18 protein-coding genes are annotated in these 17,792 nt (G+C 41.9%); 9 read left to right on the plus strand and 9 right to left on the minus strand.

The window, feature by feature from the left end; all coding sequences use genetic code 11:
• Positions 1 to 10: 10 nt before the first annotated feature.
• Genes ABMY41_RS04575 through ABMY41_RS04600 form a run of 6 tightly spaced genes read right to left on the minus strand, consistent with a single transcriptional unit; the run spans position 11 to position 5,501 of the window.
• Complete coding sequence (locus ABMY41_RS04575) at positions 11 to 1,111, minus strand: PQQ-dependent sugar dehydrogenase (RefSeq protein ID WP_175078637.1); 1,101 nt, start codon at positions 1,109 to 1,111, stop codon at positions 11 to 13.
• A gap of 52 nt (positions 1,112 to 1,163) precedes the next feature.
• Positions 1,164 to 3,053 (minus strand): DNA topoisomerase IV subunit B, encoded by a 1,890-nt coding sequence (gene parE / locus ABMY41_RS04580; RefSeq protein ID WP_054552648.1) that lies wholly within the window; start codon positions 3,051 to 3,053, stop codon positions 1,164 to 1,166.
• A gap of 33 nt (positions 3,054 to 3,086) precedes the next feature.
• A complete protein-coding gene (locus ABMY41_RS04585; RefSeq protein ID WP_175078638.1) occupies positions 3,087 to 3,647 on the minus strand; it encodes a YqiA/YcfP family alpha/beta fold hydrolase in 561 nt (186 codons plus the stop codon).
• On the minus strand, positions 3,632 to 4,414 hold the full coding sequence (locus ABMY41_RS04590; protein WP_252949031.1) for a metallophosphoesterase: 783 nt from the start codon (positions 4,412 to 4,414) through the stop codon (positions 3,632 to 3,634). Before ABMY41_RS04590 ends, ABMY41_RS04585 begins: the two co-directional genes overlap by 16 nt.
• Complete coding sequence (locus ABMY41_RS04595; RefSeq protein WP_251603491.1) at positions 4,401 to 4,859, minus strand: DUF1249 domain-containing protein; 459 nt, start codon at positions 4,857 to 4,859, stop codon at positions 4,401 to 4,403. Before ABMY41_RS04595 ends, ABMY41_RS04590 begins: the two co-directional genes overlap by 14 nt.
• Positions 4,860 to 4,868: 9 nt before the next feature.
• Complete coding sequence (locus ABMY41_RS04600; protein WP_287243441.1) at positions 4,869 to 5,501, minus strand: NUDIX domain-containing protein; 633 nt, start codon at positions 5,499 to 5,501, stop codon at positions 4,869 to 4,871.
• Positions 5,502 to 5,651: 150 nt separating this feature from the next.
• Between ABMY41_RS04600 and tolC the strand changes: the two genes are divergently transcribed.
• The 3 genes from tolC to ABMY41_RS04615 all read left to right on the plus strand — a co-directional run bounded on the left by tolC (position 5,652) and on the right by ABMY41_RS04615 (position 8,661).
• A complete protein-coding gene (tolC, locus tag ABMY41_RS04605) occupies positions 5,652 to 6,992 on the plus strand; it encodes an outer membrane channel protein TolC (RefSeq protein WP_349274242.1) in 1,341 nt (446 codons plus the stop codon).
• Between the two features lie 107 nt (positions 6,993 to 7,099).
• A complete protein-coding gene (gene lpxL, locus ABMY41_RS04610; RefSeq protein WP_175078640.1) occupies positions 7,100 to 8,026 on the plus strand; it encodes an LpxL/LpxP family Kdo(2)-lipid IV(A) lauroyl/palmitoleoyl acyltransferase in 927 nt (308 codons plus the stop codon).
• Between the two features lie 59 nt (positions 8,027 to 8,085).
• Positions 8,086 to 8,661: a TcpQ domain-containing protein gene (locus tag ABMY41_RS04615; RefSeq protein ID WP_289097448.1), complete on the plus strand. Its 576-nt coding sequence runs from the start codon at positions 8,086 to 8,088 to the stop codon at positions 8,659 to 8,661.
• Here ABMY41_RS04615 and glnE read toward each other — a convergent pair.
• Positions 8,658 to 11,444 (minus strand): bifunctional [glutamate--ammonia ligase]-adenylyl-L-tyrosine phosphorylase/[glutamate--ammonia-ligase] adenylyltransferase, encoded by a 2,787-nt coding sequence (gene glnE / locus ABMY41_RS04620; protein ID WP_349274243.1) that lies wholly within the window; start codon positions 11,442 to 11,444, stop codon positions 8,658 to 8,660. The genes ABMY41_RS04615 and glnE overlap by 4 nt on opposite strands.
• A gap of 72 nt (positions 11,445 to 11,516) precedes the next feature.
• Here glnE and ABMY41_RS04625 point away from each other — a divergent pair, with 72 nt between their 5' ends.
• The 6 genes from ABMY41_RS04625 to ruvX all read left to right on the plus strand — a co-directional run bounded on the left by ABMY41_RS04625 (position 11,517) and on the right by ruvX (position 15,778).
• A complete protein-coding gene (locus ABMY41_RS04625) occupies positions 11,517 to 12,410 on the plus strand; it encodes a hypothetical protein (RefSeq protein ID WP_349274244.1) in 894 nt (297 codons plus the stop codon).
• A 28-nt stretch (positions 12,411 to 12,438) separates the two neighbouring features.
• Positions 12,439 to 12,900, plus strand: coding sequence for a hypothetical protein (locus tag ABMY41_RS04630; protein ID WP_287242940.1), 462 nt, complete (start codon positions 12,439 to 12,441; stop codon positions 12,898 to 12,900).
• A gap of 69 nt (positions 12,901 to 12,969) precedes the next feature.
• Entirely contained in the window at positions 12,970 to 13,704 is a 735-nt protein-coding gene (rsmE, locus tag ABMY41_RS04635) for a 16S rRNA (uracil(1498)-N(3))-methyltransferase (RefSeq protein WP_349274245.1), read from the plus strand.
• 68 nt (positions 13,705 to 13,772) lie between these two features.
• The gene (gene gshB, locus ABMY41_RS04640; RefSeq protein ID WP_349274246.1) at positions 13,773 to 14,726 is read left to right on the plus strand and encodes a glutathione synthase; all 954 of its coding nucleotides are present in this window, start codon (positions 13,773 to 13,775) and stop codon (positions 14,724 to 14,726) included.
• Between the two features lie 24 nt (positions 14,727 to 14,750).
• Positions 14,751 to 15,308 carry a YqgE/AlgH family protein gene (locus ABMY41_RS04645; protein WP_054562737.1) on the plus strand — a complete coding sequence of 186 codons (558 nt, stop codon included), beginning with the start codon at positions 14,751 to 14,753 and terminating at the stop codon, positions 15,306 to 15,308.
• A gap of 20 nt (positions 15,309 to 15,328) precedes the next feature.
• Entirely contained in the window at positions 15,329 to 15,778 is a 450-nt protein-coding gene (gene ruvX, locus ABMY41_RS04650) for a Holliday junction resolvase RuvX (RefSeq protein ID WP_054562738.1), read from the plus strand.
• Here ruvX and ABMY41_RS04655 read toward each other — a convergent pair.
• Positions 15,775 to 16,647, minus strand: coding sequence for a hypothetical protein (locus ABMY41_RS04655; protein ID WP_251603475.1), 873 nt, complete (start codon positions 16,645 to 16,647; stop codon positions 15,775 to 15,777). The two genes, ruvX and ABMY41_RS04655, sit on opposite strands and share 4 nt — an antisense overlap.
• A complete protein-coding gene (locus ABMY41_RS04660; RefSeq protein WP_175078647.1) occupies positions 16,648 to 17,781 on the minus strand; it encodes a PilT/PilU family type 4a pilus ATPase in 1,134 nt (377 codons plus the stop codon). It abuts the gene before it with no gap.
• Positions 17,782 to 17,792: the final 11 nt, after the last annotated feature.

A 17,792-nucleotide genomic window follows, 5' to 3' on the forward strand; every position in this document is an offset into this window, starting at 1 on the left:
TAACGCTTACCTATTTTTTCTTAGCACTAACGCGATAGATCACATTAGCAAAGTCGTCTGAGATCAATAAGCTGCCATCTGCAAGCTCTGCAAATGCAACCGGGCGACCAAATGTTTCTTCGTTTTGCATAAAGCCTGTGATGAACGGGGTGTACTTAGTAATACGACCTTGTTCAACATTTGCTAGCATCACTTTATAGCCTGATTTTTTACTACGGTTCCACGAACCATGCTCAGCAACAAAAAGCTGCTCTTTGTATTTAGCAGGAAACTGCTTACCGTTATAAAAATGAATACCTAGAGGAGCAACATGAGCACCAAGTGCAAGGGCTGGCGATTTGTAGTCAGCAATACTTTTACCTTTGCCAAACTCAGGGTCTAAAATCGCCCCAGCGTGAACATAAGGAAAGCCATAATGCGCGCCCTCTTCACCTTCACCAACACGGTTAATTTCACAAGGTGGCATGTCATCGCCCATCATGTCACGGCCGTTATCACTAAACCAAAATGCATTCGTTGTAGGGTGATAATCAAAACCAACTGAGTTACGAACACCTTTGGCGATGGTTTTAATTTCTTTTGTATCCACATCTAACGAGAAGATGCGGCCGTATTTGTCGTCTTCAGCGCAAATGTTACATGGTACACCCACAGGTACAATTAGCTCACCGGTTGGCGCAAAACTAATAAACTTCCAACCATGGTGACGATCAGTTGGAAACTTGTCGTATACCACGTCAAATTTAGGATCTTTTAGGTTTTTGTCTACGTCTTTAAAACGAATGATACGTGACACTTCAGCCACATATAAATCACCATCTTTAATCGCTAAACCTGATGGCATTTCAAGGCCAGTAGCTATGACAATCTTTTTATCCGCAACACCATCACTGTTATGGTCAATCAGTGCATAAACATTACCTGCTTTACGCGAACCTGCGTAAACAATGCCTCTTTTTGATACCGCGATTTGACGCGCGTTTTCAACATCATCGGCAAACAGGCTTATAGCAAAGCCATCAGCAACTGTTAACTTATCAAGAATATCTTTTGCCATTACAGGCGCTGATAACAAGCTCAGCGATAATAATGAGGTCAGTAGTTTTTTCATTTTTGTCTTGCCCTTTAATTCTTTGCTAGCAACTAGGTTGCTACACCCTTTATTAAACTTCTGCGCGGTTACCGTGATCTTCTAACCACTGACGACGGTCTGACGAACGCTTTTTCGCAAGTAGCATGTCCATCATCTCCATGGTTTGCTCTTCTTCATCCAAAGTAAGCTGTACTAAACGACGCGTATTAGGATCCATGGTGGTTTCGCGCAGTTGTAATGGGTTCATTTCACCTAACCCTTTGAAGCGTTGCACGTTCACTTTGCCGCGTTTTTTCTCAGCTTCAATGCGCGCTAAAATACCGTTCTTTTCGTCTTCATCAAGGGCGTAATACACCTCTTTACCGATGTCGATACGAAATAGCGGTGGCATCGCTACATACACATGGCCTTGTTTGATAAGCGATGGAAAGTGGCGAACAAACAGCGCACAAAGCAAGGTAGCAATGTGCAATCCATCCGAGTCAGCATCGGCCAAAATACAAATTTTGTTATAACGCAGACCAGATAAATCACTTGAATCAGGGTCAATCCCCAAAGCGACAGAAATATCATGCACCTCTTGCGATGCTAAAATCTGCCCAGACTCAACTTCCCAGGTATTTAAGATTTTACCGCGCAGCGGCATAATTGCTTGGAACTCACGGTCGCGCGCTTGTTTTGCTGAGCCACCCGCTGAGTCACCCTCTACTAAAAACAGTTCAGTACGGTCATTATCTTGGGCGCTACAGTCAGTTAATTTACCCGGTAATGCAGGGCCTGAGGTAACACGCTTACGCACAACTTTTTTAGCAGCACGTAAACGGCGCTGCGCATTTGAGATACATAACTCAGCTAATAATTCTGCCGTTTCTGTATGCTCGTTTAACCATAAACTAAATGAGTCTTTCACTACACCAGATACAAATGCAGCACATGAGCGAGATGAAAGCTTCTCTTTTGTTTGGCCAGCAAATTGTGGGTCTTGCATTTTAACCGATAATACGTAGCTACAGCGCTCCCAAATATCATCTGGTGTTAGCTTTACACCACGTGGTAATAAGTTTCTGAATTCGCAGAATTCACGCATTGCTTCAAGCAAGCCTTGTCGTAAACCATTAACATGCGTACCGCCTTGCGCGGTAGGAATTAAGTTTACATAACTTTCAGCGATTGATTCACCGCCTTCAGGTAGCCAAACAACAGCCCAGTCAGCGCCTTCTGTTGAACTTGAAAAGTCACCAATAAACGGCTCTTTTGGTAATACTTCAAAACCTTTAACAGCTTCAACTAGATAATCTTTTAAGCCAGTTTCGTAATACCATTCTTGGCTTTCTTTGGTTTGCTTGTTGGTAAACTTAATGCGCAGGCCTGGGCATAATACCGCTTTGGCTTTTAATAAGTGATTAAGCTTAGTGATAGAAAAGTTAGCTGAGTCAAAATAGCTAGCATCAGGCCAAAAACGCACGGTTGTACCTGTGTTACGTTTACCTACAGTGCCAATGACGTTTAAGTCTTCAACCTTGTCACCGTTTTCAAAGGCCATACGAAATTGCTGCGCATCACGGCGCACAGTGACTTCAACACGAGTCGATAGCGCATTTACAACCGAAATACCTACACCGTGTAAACCACCCGAAAACTGATAGTTTTTATTAGAGAACTTACCACCGGCGTGCAGCTTGGTAAAAATAAGTTCCACACCCGGAATACCTTCCTCAGGGTGAATATCAATTGGCATACCACGGCCATCATCGATAACCTCAAGGGAGTTATCTTCATGAAGGATGACATCTATTTTAGTGGCATGACCTGCCATTGCTTCATCGACACTGTTATCGATAACTTCTTGACCTAAATGATTAGGTCGAACCGTGTCGGTATACATACCTGGGCGGCGTTTTACGGGCTCTAATCCGTTTAAGACTTCAATTGCTTCGGCGTTATAATTTTGCTGACTCATAGTTTTTATATCTTTTATGCGCTTAGCTATGTTTTACGTGATTTTAAGAAAATCTACAATACTTGCAAAGGTTTGTTCGAAGCCGATAAAACTATGATCGCCTCCAAATTCAACGTGTTGCTTACACTGAGAATAATATTTAACCGCCTGCTGAAACGGCAGTACTTCATCGCCCGTTTGCTGTAGCAAATAAATCAATGAAGGGGTGTCTAATTGCGGCAAATATAAGCTGCGCAATGCATCCATGTGACGAGTATCAAGTTCATAATGACTATCTTGATACGGGTTATAGTTTTCCCCTAAATAGTTATCGAGTAACTCAAATGGGCGAACCGCAGGGTTAATGACCACCGCTGGTATCGAATAACGTTGCGACAAATAGGTCGCATAAAAACCGCCTAATGAACTACCTAGTAATACAGTATCATCATTTAGCAGTTGTTCTAATTGTAAAATTGCATGTAATGGCTCATGAGTTAATCGCGGCACCTGATAATCGACATCAAATTGCGCCATGTGCTCACCAAAACGAACGGCTTTGTAAGATTGCTCAGAGCTATTAAAGCCATGAATATAAATTACTCGTTTAGCCATACTACATCCGTGCTTAACAGTAAGTATTGTTGCTCATCAATTATTAAGTCGATGATTCGAAATGCGGGGCCTAAATCCTCTTGCTGCCACGCCATAGTGTGTTTGGTAAATTGGATTGAGCTGGCTGGAGTCGCATACACACTAAGGTCACGGTAGGTTTGCCTGTACTCATGATGCACATGACCATGGAACACACCCACACACTGCTCAGTATTAACGCAGGTATTTAAAAACTGCGGGCCATTTTCTAGCATATGTTTATCTAGATAGGCTTGAATAGGCAGCGGGTTATGATGACAAAACACCACGCTAGGTACCTGCCCTATTGCTTGGCTTAATTCATCTAAATGCGCTTGTGTTACCCAACCTGCTGGCGTCGGGCCTTTTGAGTTTGCCAACAGCAGCTGCCCACCTAAAAAGGTAATGCGCTTATTGTTTAAAATTTGCGGGCTTGAAAGCTTTTCATATTCACCAAGTTCATCATGATTACCCGGCAACCAAAACACCGGACAACTCAGCGCTGAGTCTGCTATTAATTTAGCAAAAAGCTGGTAAGACTCCGTGCTGTGATCTTGTGTTAAATCACCACCAAATACCACACAATCCACATCGAGCTCAGCAATAGCCTGTAAACAGCGCCCAAAATACGCTGCCGTATTTACGTTAAAGTATTCACCCGTTGTGTCTTTTGATAAGTGGCAATCAGTGATATGGGCAACTTTCAATGCTGTTTTATCAAAATGGTAGGCGTTACTAAACCAAGCCATTATTTACATCCCAATTTAAGACTGCTCGGCCGTTTTCAACACAAGCCACCAGCCAGTCATACAAAAAGGCGTTAAGCTGATATTTTTCATCTTTTTGATGCATATTCGGATTCGGGTAAGCATAGGAAGGCTTGATGCGCTGATGAAAATCATGATGCACAATTTCAGCGACTTTCGCATCATGATACATACGTACCGTTAAATACAAAGGCTTAACCGAAGGCAAATTACCGGCTTCTTGTTTGATAGAAATATCTGTGGTGTATTTTGCTGTATCGTCAACTTTAACCGCAAAAGTGCTGTGCCCTAATTGTACCTTTCGCTCCTGACCTATACGGCGCTCATTGGGTAATAGCTTTAGCGCACGCACGTAATTATGCTCACACAAAGTTAAGTACTTAGGTAGGCTTTGAATATAACGCTGCTGGGCAGTGACGTACGACAAAATAATCCCCTATGAGTTTTTCCAATCAGACAGTATACGTTGCTTATTCAGTGCTAACCACTGTAATGAGATAACTGTCGCTGCATTATCAATTTCACCCTGTTCTAGCCGCAGCATAGCTTCATCGTATGACATTACATGGGTTTTGATATCTTCATCTTCATTATCAAGGCCAAAAATACCACCTTGATACCCTGCTAAGTCAGTGCGCGCTAAATATAAATACAAACGCTCAGTGGTGCCGCCGGGGCTTGAAAGATACGACATCATAAATTCTAGCTCGTTAAGCTCAATTCCCGCTTCTTCGAACGCTTCGCGCTTAGCAACCTCTTCATAATCAGTACTGCCATCTGCCATGCCTGCAATACATTCAAGTAACCAAGGTGACTGCTTTGATGCGAGCGCACCAATTCTGACTTGTTCGATTAACAAAACTTGGTCAGTCGCCGAGTCATAAGGAAGTACAGCTACAGCATGGCCGCGCTCTAAAATTTCGCGTTTAACTTCTACTGATTTACCACCTGAAAACAATGCATGATGAAAGCGGTAAGTATTAATTTTAAAGAAACCATCATAAACACGCTCAATCGGCTTTAACTCTATGTCATCATGATTAAATTGTGAGATTGCTGATATTTTCATTCACTATTTCCTTTGCGTTTTAAGTAAATGTTACGGCCAATTATATTCTGTTACACTTGGACATGCAGATTTACGTAATTTTTTTTTGGTTATTCATTAAAAAAGAGTACCATGGTGATAGTACAAAATTGTCTAAGGACTGAACGAACAATGAAAAAAACACTACTCGCTGCGCTGATCGGTTTTTCAAGCGCACTGACTGCAACAGCTAGTTATGCTGAAGACTTACTACAAGTTTACGAAATTGCGACAGCAAACGATCCTACCGTACTTAAAGCAAAAGCCCAAGCAGATGCACAAGCCTATGAGAGCGATCGCGCGTTAAGTGCACTATTACCGCAAATTGGTCTAAGTCTTGGTTACCAATCAACCAAATCAGATCTTTACGAGGGTAATGATGCTACGGGTTATACAGGATATGACTACGAGCCTGATGAATTTAGCCGTGGTATTAGCTTAAGCCAAACACTGTTTGATTTAGGTGCATGGAATTCACTGGGTATTGCAGATAAACAAGCATTACAAGCAAACGCTCAGTATGATTTTGCTCGCCAAGACTTAATCGTTCGTGTAGCTGAGGGTTACTTCAATGTACTAAGTGCAATCGATAACCTTGAGTTTGTTCAAGCAGAAAAACGTGCCATCGAGCGCCAATTACAACAAACTAAAGAGCGTTATGCGGTAGGTTTAACTGCAATCACTGACGTACACGAAGCGCAAGCTCAGTACGATAACTCTGTTGCACAAGAAATCGTTGCTAAGAACAGTGTTGAAACAGCGCGTGAGCAACTTCGCGAAATCACTGGTAAATACCACGCGAAATTAGACATGTTGAATACTGAAACGTTTTCAACAGTTGCACCTAAAAAGCAGTCAACTGACTACATTGAAATTGCAAAAGACCAAAACTTAAATCTGCAAGTTTCAAAAGTAACGGTTGATATTGCTAAAGATCAAATCGATTTAGCAAAAGCTGGTCACTATCCGAAGCTAACATTAAGCGCTTCATACGGTGACAGCCTAACTGATCTAAACAGCAACTCACACCAGCCACGTGAAGATAGTACAAGTATTGGTGTTAACTTCAGCCTACCTATTTACTCAGGTGGTGAAACAACAGCAGCGACAGATCAAGCACGCGCTTTCTATGTTGCGGCAAGTGAAGATTTAGAAGCAAGCTTACGTGCAGTAACTCGCTCGGTTATCACATCGTACAACCAAGTAGTGTCTGACATTGCTACTTATAAAGCGCTACAACAAGCTGTTGTTTCTGCTGAAAGTGCACTTAAAGCAACTGAAGCAGGCTTTGAAGTGGGTACACGTACAATCGTAGACGTACTGATCAGCACACAAAATCTTTATAATGCAAAAAGTAATTTAGCAAACGTTCGTTACCGCTATGTTGTTTCAACACTTCGCTTGAAACAAGCTGCTGGTACACTAACTAGCGAAGACCTTGTTGCAATTAACCAAGGTTTAAAAGAAATCTAAGCATTTCTTCTATAAAGTCCTTACCGTAAAGCCAGCCTAGTGCTGGCTTTTTTGTATTTTTAAGGACATACAGTTAAACTAGCTTTTTTATTTTTAGAGATTTTTTTGTGGTTAGTTCTTCTCCTTTTAAAGCGTCTTTTTTAGGCCCTCGTTACTGGTTAACTTGGATTGGCGTGTTCTTTTTATATCTTATCTCTTGGTTACCACACAAATTACAACTTGCACTAGGTAAACTACTGGGCCGTTTAGTGCATCGCTTTATGAAACGCCGTCGCCATATCGCTGAGGTCAACATTCGTTTGTGCTTTCCTGATATGCCAGAACATGAACAGCGCGAATTAGTTCGTAAAAATATGGAAAACACCGGTATTGCCATGATGGAAACTGGCATGGCTTGGTGGTGGCCCGAGTGGCGTGTAAAAAAAGTATATGGCTCCATTAAGGGCCTAGAATACTTTGAGCAAATCCAGCAATCAGGAAAAGGGGTATTGTTACTTGTACCGCATATTCTTCATTTAGAAATGGCAAGCCGTGTCATGGGTTTAAAACACCAAGGCATTGGTTTCTATCGCCCTCATAATAATCCTTTGATGGAATACTTTACGACTAATGGCCGCTTACGCTCAAACGAATACTTAATTGGCAAGCGAGATGTAAAGGGTTTACTAAAAGCACTTAAAAATAAAAAAGTGTGCTATTACCTTCCTGATCAAGATTATGGCCGTAATCGCTGTGAGTTTGCGCCTTTTTATGCAGTAAAAGAGACAGCAACAACAACTGGGACTTTGCTTTTCGCTGATAGCAAAAACTGCGAAACTGTCAGCCTAACCAGCCGACGTGATGAACAAGGTCGATACCATTTAGAAGTACTGCCTATTTTGCACGATTTCCCAAGTGGCGATGATCTAAAAGATGTAACACGTGTCAATCAACGAATGGAACAAGCCATAGATAATGCCCCAGAGCAATACATGTGGTTACATCGACGTTTTAAAACTCGCCCAGATAAGAACGCACCTTCTTACTACAAGTAGAGTGACATTTTGCTGTTTATATGGTTTTATTAAGCTAATTAACAACAAGAGTATTAGAAATGTGGTTTTGGGTTAAGCATTTATCATTAGCTTTTATTTTAATTGCTGCTGCTATTTACTTTTTATTTGGTAGTGGTCCTGTATTGGACATGAAAGATACCAAAAATGCTGCAGCACAAGGTTTATCGCGCTTTTATGCAGCGCTACGTAACCAAGTGAATGACAAAAATAATGAGCGCGATAAATACGTTCTTAAATTGCCTACGCCAGAAACCAGCTTAGATGTCGCACTTTTTGAACGTGAAAAAGTCGTAGAGCCTTCATCACCTAACTGGACTGGTGATATTGTGCCACGACGATTTGAAAACGGTACAACATTAAAAGATGTCTTATCTGATTATGCTCGCAATGAAGACATCGTATTATATTGGTATTTAAGTAAGGATTATGTAGTAAAAGACCACTTTCGCGTTGATAGTAACTTTGTGTCTGCACTTTACCAAGTTGGGCGCGCCATCAACGATGATTTCGAAAATGAGGTTTACACTTATTTTTGCTTTAAGCAAAGAGCCGCGGTTATCACTGAGCTGCCCTCTGCTTATGTGCGCGAAAACTGTCGTCGCTTAAAAAGCTAAAACACCTGTTGCCACGCCTGACTTACTATGTCAATGTGCTGAGTTAACTCAGCACGTGGCGCACACCGCCCCTGCTGATTCAAACTCATCACATGATAACGTGAGCGATAAGCAATATATGCAGCCACTAATTCTTGCTGCATTTGCTCAGTAATACAGCCTAAACGTGCAGCATCAGCTAAAATGCGCACATTATCAGACCATGTTGTTAGCTCAGAGTGTTGCATAGCATTATTTAGCACCAGATACTGAGTGATAAACTCGATATCTGTAATACCGCCCCTATCTTGCTTTAAATCAAACAGATCATCATTACCTTTAGCAAGGTGAGCGCGCATTTTTTCACGCATCTCAACGACATCGGTCTTTAGCTTCTCATTATCGCGGGCTTGGCACAAAACGTCTTTGCGGATTTGTGTAAAGCGCTCTTTCAACGAATCTTGCCCATAAATCATGCGTGAACGAACCAAGGCTTGATGCTCCCAGGTCCATGCTTGAGTTTGCTGATAGTGGTAGTAACTTTCTAAATTAATAGCCAGTAAGCCCGATGCCCCTTCGGGACGTAAACGAGTATCAAGCTCATACAAAATCCCCGAAGCCGTGCGGGTGTTGAATAGATGCATTAAACGCTGTGCAAGCTTTAAGTAAAACTGACGCGAATCAATCGACTTATCACCATCGGTATAACTGCTGCCATCGTGGTTATGCACAAATACCAGATCTAAGTCTGAATCGTAGCCAACTTCAAAGCCGCCCGTTTTGCCATATGCAATAACCGCAAAGCCCTTTTCTTGATCTGAGGTATTCGCTGGCCGACCAAAGCGCTCAACACATGCATGCCATGCAATATTAACCGCTTGCTCTACAATTGCCTCAGCAAGCGCAGTGAGGTGATCGCTTACCTTCATCACACTCAGTACACCGGTTGCGTCGGCTGCAGCGATGCGTAACTGATGCGTTTGTTTAAACTGACGAAGTGCTTCCATTTGCAGCTCTAAATCACCATGCTCTATACGTAAGAAGTACTGTCTAATTTCATCTTTGTAAGCAGATAAAGGCGTTGGTTTATAAAGCACCTGAGGATCGATCAGCTCATCAAGTAAAATTGGGTAACGAGAGATATGTTCGCCAATCCATTTACTATGACAACAAAGTGCAACCAGTTGATTTAAGGCACCTGGGTTTTCGTATAACAGCTCTAGGTAGGCAGTTCGTGAGATGATCTTGTTCAGCACTTGGCAGATCATGGTAAAAGCATCGCTACTGGCTTTTGTAACTGTTAACTGCTTAAGTAAAAGTGGCATTAATTTATCGAGAATATCACGGCCTCGACTGCCAATTTTCGCCTTAGTTAAACGCGCTTTAAAATCTTCAAGCGCCACTTGCCAGTCAAGGTTCGGTTCACACATCAGGCTTACATCGGTCATTTCCCAAGCGCTAATGTACTCACTTTCACACGGATCCGCTGTTTCGCTTTCAAAGCCAATCACTTGTTCGAATTCACCATGGACTTGAGACATGGTCAGCTCAATACTCGTTAAACACTGATTAAAGTCATCTTTGTTGAGCAAATAGCATAAACGTTGCTGGTTTAACTCGTCATCAGGTAGGGTTTGCGTTTGCTTATCATCGAAAATCTGTAAGTACTGCTCAATTTGACGTAAGTCTAAATAGTTTTGTGTTAATAACTCAGCTTCTTTATTCGACATCACTTGGTTGTTAACCAGCTCTTTTAAAGCAACCAGCAATGACTGAGTTTGTAGGTTAGCTTCACGGCCACCTCGAACCATTTGCAGTGCTTGCACTACAAACTCTACTTCTCGAATGCCGCCTGCACCTAATTTAATATTGTTTATAAGGCGCTTTCGACGTACCTCTTGGGCAATCATTTGCTTCATCTTGCGCAGCGATTCAATCACCGAAAAATCTATATAGCGGCGGTATACAAATGGGCGTAGCAATTCATAAAACTCATCCCAATACCGATTTTCAGTGCCAATTAGTCGCCCTTTTAGCATGGCGTAGCGTTCCCACTCACGTCCTTGCTCTTGGTAATAATCTTCCATTGCATGAAAACTCATTACCAAAGGCCCACTTTCACCAAATGGACGCAGGCGCATATCAACCCTAAATACTTGGCCATTTACCGTGGTTTGGTTAAGCGCCATGATTAGCTTTTGCGCCACTTTGGTATAAAACACTTGCGCTTCAATGGAGCGGCGCCCCCCTTGCGTTGCAACATCGCGAGGATAAGAAAAAATTAAATCTATGTCAGATGAGTAGTTAAGCTCTCCCCCACCAAGTTTTCCCATACCTAAAACTAACATGGGCATTGCATTACCGCCATCATCAAGCGGCATGCCACTGACTTTAGCTACCTGCGCAAACGCCCACTGATTGGCGCTATCGATAAGCTGGTTTGCAAGCGCAGAAATATAAGCGATGCTATCGGCAATTGGGTTTGCACAGCACAAATCAAGAAAAGCCACTTTCAACCAGTACTTTTCTCGATACAAACGTAGCTTTGCCATCGCAGCATTGTCGTCAAGCTCATTGATTTCAGTACTACTTAACGGAGCTTCAACTGCACGATTAGCAAGCTCTTTGTCATCAAGTAACCAGTCTTTTAAATCAGGCTGAGATTGTAAGCAGTTCCACGCGAAGTCACTTAAAGACAGCAAGTTAATAATGTTTTGTTGCTCAGTTTGCCCCTCATACAAGCTCGCGAAGCGGGTTTGGCCTAACTGATGAAGTGACTCGGGAAGCGCGTGTAAATTACTCATTAAATACTCTCTTTTAACTTGCCAATAACCGTACTAGAATGATTATCAAAGAATTATTTAGCAGGGACCTGCATGTCATATTTATCACTATCTAACACTAGTTTAGTCGCGATTGCTATTAGTTTCGCTGTAATTTGCGTCACTATAGTACTGCTACGTGTTCTAACGCAAATCAAAGCAAAACAAGCGCTTAAAGAAGAGCTTGCGCAACATGATAACTTTGCCATGGGGATCAGCTTTGCCAGCGAAATTATGGTCGTTATAGCCACTATCGCTTATATATTTGATGAAATTAGCTTAAGTGCAGCCCAATCTAACCCGCTAAAAGTACTTTTGCTCATTGTGTTGTTGTTTGCCTTTATAAAAATAGGTCATTTAATTCATCGTAAATGGATTTTGCATCGCTTTAATGAAGAAGCAGCCATTCTAAAGCAAAATGTTTGCGCCGCCTTAGTCGATTCAGGCATGCTAATCGCAAACTGTATTATTGCTCTTGGGCTATATAACTGGTGCCATACTCAAGGCTACAGCAGCTTGCTAATCGCCACTGTAAGCTTCTTTGTACTGCAAGGTATGTTTGCCCTTGATAGTAAAATCCGTGAGTATCGATTTGCTAAAGCCAACCAAGGCGCATCGCTACAAAGTAATTTTAACCTTGAAAATACCTCTATTGGCATTCGCTATGCGGGTAAGTCTATTGGCCTAGCACTTGCGGGTTATGCTGGTCTTGCCAGTGCATCATTTATTAGTGGTAAGATGGTAGAAAATTTATTCACTCTAGTATCTCATTGCGGTGCAATGTGGGTATTGCTTTATATTTTGAGCTACATTATAAGATATATTTCTCTACCTAATATCGACACATCGTTAGAAGTAGATCACCAAGATAACATTGGCATTGCCTGTATTGAGTTTGCCGTTTTCGGTGCAATAGGCTATTTACTAATAAGTATGTTTTCAATTTGATACGGAAGTTCTTGAATCGTGGGGCGTTATGCCATTTAAAGTTAATAATTATTTATTAGTTGATATAGACAATGAGTTTAGTCGCGCGTTTGCTCAGCACTATTTTGCGAACGCTGAAAATTCAACCTTAGTGGTGGCTGGCGCAAACAGCCGCCATATGGTTAAACTCATGTTTGATCAACTCGTTAAAGATTATTGCTACTGCGATTTTAGTAATGAAATTAGTGTCTCAGAACTCGCCAGCTATTTACATGAGCACCACGATATTCAAGGTGTACTAATCAATCAGACCGACTACCAATTGGCAAATGATGCCCAAAAGTTTATTTATAACTCACTGCACAAAATACGTTACTTAGTGCAACAAGATGGGCATAGTTTTAGCTTTACTCCTTGCCCAGATGCTGCTCACATTAACCACCTTTCTTGCCAATCTGAGATTGCAGAAACCACTGCAGATGTTTTAAGTGCCAAAGACGAATTTAAATAACAAATAAATAATTGCACCTAAGCCGCTGTATACTTACCATATTGCTAAATTTATTGATAAGTGACAACCATGCGAGTTCCACATATTTACCAACCTTCAGCAATTTTTTTAAACACCCCAGTAGCACTTGATGATGATGCCGCAGGTCATGTTGGCCGAGTATTGCGTATGCAAGTCGGTGACAAGGTTTCGATTTTTAATGGTAAAGGAGGTGAATACCTCAGTGAAATTATTGAAGTCAGCAAAAAAAATGTGGTCGTTGAGCCACAGGAATTTGTTGATCATGATGTTGAATCGCCTCTAAAGATTCACTTGGGCCAAGGCATTTCTCGTGGCGATAAAATGGATTTTACTATTCAAAAGTCAGTCGAGCTTGGTATCACAGAAATCACCCCAATTTTTAGCCAACGTTGTGGCGTAAAACTAAGTGGTGATCGCCTTGCTAAAAAACATCAACAATGGCAAAAAATTGCAATTGCCGCCGCAGAACAATCTGGCCGTAACTTAGTGCCTGTTGTACACCCTCCTATCGATATAAAAGAGTGGCTAGAACAAGCAAGTGATGCGATTAAACTTACTTTGCACCCGCGTGCTGAACACAGCATCAAAACTATTCAAGTACCAAACGAAGGGGTGCGCTTTTTAGTCGGCCCTGAAGGTGGCTTTACCGATGCAGAAATTGACATTGCTAAACAGCAAAACTTTGTTGATATTCGTTTAGGCCCACGTGTTCTAAGAACAGAAACAGCCGCTCTGACGGTATTGAGCGCATTACAATTACAGTTTGGCGATTTAGCGAATTGAAAACCGTAAAAACACCCATATATCAAAGTAACAAAACACAGTATGGCATACGATTCTAAGGCAAAAATATGGCAATTAAGCTAGGCATAATCTCTGATCCAATTAGTGGCTTTAATATTAAAAAAGACACTGGCTTTGCAATGATGATGGAAGCGCAACAGCGCGGTTACGAAATTTACTACATTGAAATGGATGACCTTTCTCTACGTCAAGGTCAAGGCTTTGCAACAGCCGCCAAAGCCCGTGTGTTTGATGATGTAAATCACTGGTATGAATTAGAAGAAAAAGCCACCATTGCTTTAGCAGATTTAGACGTTATTTTAATGCGTAAAGATCCGCCTTTTGATACTGAGTACATCTACGCTACCTATATTTTAGAGCGTGCTGAGCAAGCTGGCACGCTTATAATCAATAAGCCGCAAAGCTTACGCGATGCTAACGAAAAGCTATTCACAGCTTGGTTTAGCGAACATACACCAGATACTTTAGTAACACGTAGCCAAGCAGACATTCGTGCATTTTTAGCTGAGCATAAAGATATTATTTTAAAACCGCTAGATGGTATGGGTGGTGCATCTATCTTTAGAGTTAAAGAAGATGATGCCAATATTGGTGTGATCTGCGAAACGCTAACCGAACATGGTAGTCGTTTTGCAATGGCACAAAACTATATCCCTGAAATCAAGCAAGGCGATAAACGCGTACTTGTGGTTGATGGTGAAGTAATGCCGTATTGCCTAGCGCGTATCCCACAAAATGGCGAAACGCGCGGTAACTTGGCAGCAGGTGGTAGAGGTGAAGCACGCCCGATTAGCGATTCAGACCGTAAAATTGCAGAGGCTGTAGCACCTACGCTGAAAGAAAAAGGCCTTATTTTTGTTGGTCTAGATATCATTGGCGACCGTTTAACTGAAATCAATGTCACTGCGCCAACGTGTGTAAAAGAGATTGAAGCCGCTTGTGACATTTCAATCACTGGTCACTTATTTGATGCCATTGAAAGAAAACTGAGCCATACTTAATTTAAACAACAAAAGGGGCGACCTATGCAGTCATTAGAGAATCATTTCTTAATCGCGATGCCGAGCATGCAAGACCCTTTTTTTAAGCGTGCAGTCACTTACATTTGTGAGCACAATCAAGATGGTGCGATGGGCTTGGTAATTAACCAGCCTATCAATATCACCGTGGGCGAGCTACTCGATAAAATCGAAATTGATAACGACAAAAGCAAGCAAGCTGCAGGTTTAGCTGTGTACGCAGGCGGGCCTGTAAAAACCGATCGCGGTTTTGTTTTGCATTCACCAAAACCTGGTTATGCAGCGAGTCAAAAACTTAGTAGTGATATTATGATCACTACTTCAAAAGATGTGTTAGCAAGCCTAACAACGAGTGAAGCTCCTGAACAATTTATTATCACACTCGGTTATGCTGGTTGGGATCAAGGACAGTTAGAGCAGGAACTGCTAGAGAATTCATGGTTAATTATCAAAGCAGATCCTGAGATCATCTTTAACACCCCAGTTGAAAAACGCTGGGAAAAAGCCGTTTCTATGCTGGGTTTTGATATCGGGCAATTAAGCTCTGAAGCTGGCCACGCTTAACATTTATAAACTTTAAAACTATGACAAAACGAACGTTTAAGCCACTCGGTGAACGCACCGTAATGGGTTTTGACTTTGGCACCAAAAGTATTGGTATTGCCATTGGTCAAGAGCTCACAGGAACAGCATCAAGCTTACAAGCTGTAAAAGCGAGAGATGGGATCCCTGATTGGCAACTTATTAAAAAACAGGTGGATGAGTGGCAACCAGATTTAATGGTGGTTGGTTTACCGCTTAATATGGACGGCACCAATCAAGAAGTTACCTTTAAAGCTAAGAAGTTCGCAAATCGCTTACACAACCACTTTGCTATACCGGTTGAAACGCAGGACGAACGACTAACAACGGCAGATGCCAAAGCGCGTTTGTTCGAACAAGGTGGCTACCGAAACCTTGGTAAAGGTAATGTTGATAATATGTCTGCGGTGATCATCTTAGAAAGCTTTTTTGAGCAGTTTTATGGCGACTAAAGCGCCTTGTTAATCACTGTATAATCGTTTAAATCAGGAATAAAGCCTGCCTCTCGGTAGGCTTTTTCAATTGCGCCTGTTTTACGAAGCTGCGCAAGCCCTTTTTGAATTGCAACAAAGGCCGCTTTTCCATCGGGGTGACTCTTCGAAATAATAAAATGACGGCTATCATTAAGCTGGAGCACTAGGTTTGGCACAGCTACCAGTTCAATGTTTTCTAATGTGTAGCGATTATTGAGGCTAGGCATTAAGGGCATCATCATAAAATCAACCCACTGCATCGATACAGTGCGGACTTGCCCAAGCCACTCATCTTCTCTGAGCAACTCTTTTAAGGGCAGAGCAGATAACGTTTGCCAATCGGTTTGCCAGCGTGGCGTTGACACTGCTGTTAATTGTTTAAAGTCAGCAAGCTGTTTTACTTGCTGCACTTTCTTATTGTTCGGTGAAGTGAATATACCTGCAAAATACTCACCATCTCTAATCACAGGATCAGAGATATATACCGACTCAACTAGCTGCTTTGCATCAACAGACCACACACTATCGAAGCTTAATAGTAGCTGGCCATCTTCTAACAGCTTGGTATTGCGATAATTAACATTGCCTTTGTGATAACGAAATGGCTTGGTAAAACCGCCTAAACTCAATGCTTGTTGAGCTATGATCATATCGACCACATCACGGCGTATGTAGGCACCGCTGAAGTCTTTAACTTCAAGAGGTTTGCGACCATTCAAAAAGCGACTGTAATCGTCATACACATCATCGCGAATAAAAATAACCACGCTTTTACTATCATTGCCATACACCTGAAAGGTACTCAATAATAAAAATAGCCAGCCGATTAAATTTACTCGCAATTTCATTTACGCGTCACTCTTGCCATCAAGGCCATCAATAGTCACGCCTTGTAAGAAGCCCGCACCACTTTGCTCATTGTTTTGCAGCTTAATCATTAAGCGCAAGTCATTTGGCGAGTCAGCATGGTGCAGCGCATCAGCGTAGTTAATACGGCGCTGTTTATAAAGCTCAAATAACGCTTGGTCAAAGGTCTGCATGCCCATTTCTTTCGATTTAGCCATGGTTTCTTTGATAGAGCCAATATCGCCTTTTTTAATAAGCTCTGCCACCATCGGTGAATTAAGCAAAATTTCGATAGCAGCAACACGCCCTTCCCCATCGGCAGTTGGCACCAACTGCTGCGCAACAATGGCACGAAGGTTAAGTGCTAAGTCGTACTTTAACTTATCGTGCTTTTCTTTTGGTACTAAGTGCATGATACGGTCAATAGCTTGGTTAGCGTTGTTCGCATGTAGTGTTGCTACACACAAGTGACCTGTTTCAGCGAAGCTGAGTGCGTATTCCATGGTTTCTTGTGAACGGATCTCACCAATTAAGATCACATCAGGTGCTTGACGTAACGAGCTTTTTAGCGCCGATTCAAAGCTTTCAGTATCTAAACCAACTTCACGTTGGGTGATGATACTTTTACGATGTTCGTGAACAAATTCGATAGGGTCTTCAATAGTAAGAATATGACCACGTTGATTGCGGTTACGATAACCTAAAAGCGCTGCTAATGATGTTGATTTACCTGTACCTGTACCACCCACAAACAGTACTAAACCACGTTTTGCCATGATCACATCGGTTAATGTTGATGGTAAACCTAGTTCGTTCACATCTGGGATTTGCGTCACGATACGGCGAATAACCATACCTGCTCTATCACGCTGCCAAAAAGCAGAAACACGGAAACGACCTTCATCGGTTGCAATCGCAAAGTTACACTCTTTAGTGTCATGAAACTCTTTGCGTTGTTTATCATTCATAGCCGACTCAACTAACGCAAGAGAAGCATCATCCGAAAGCCTTTCGTCGGTAAGGTGTACTAGCTCACCGTTGATTTTTGCACTGACCGGCAGTTGGCTAGAAACAAACAAGTCAGACGCTTTTTTATCTATCATAACTTGTAAAAAATGATTTAAAGGTAAAGACATTTTAAATAGCT

Source organism: Pseudoalteromonas sp. BZA4 (assembly GCF_040104395.1).
Classification (GTDB): Bacteria; Pseudomonadota; Gammaproteobacteria; order Enterobacterales; family Alteromonadaceae; genus Pseudoalteromonas.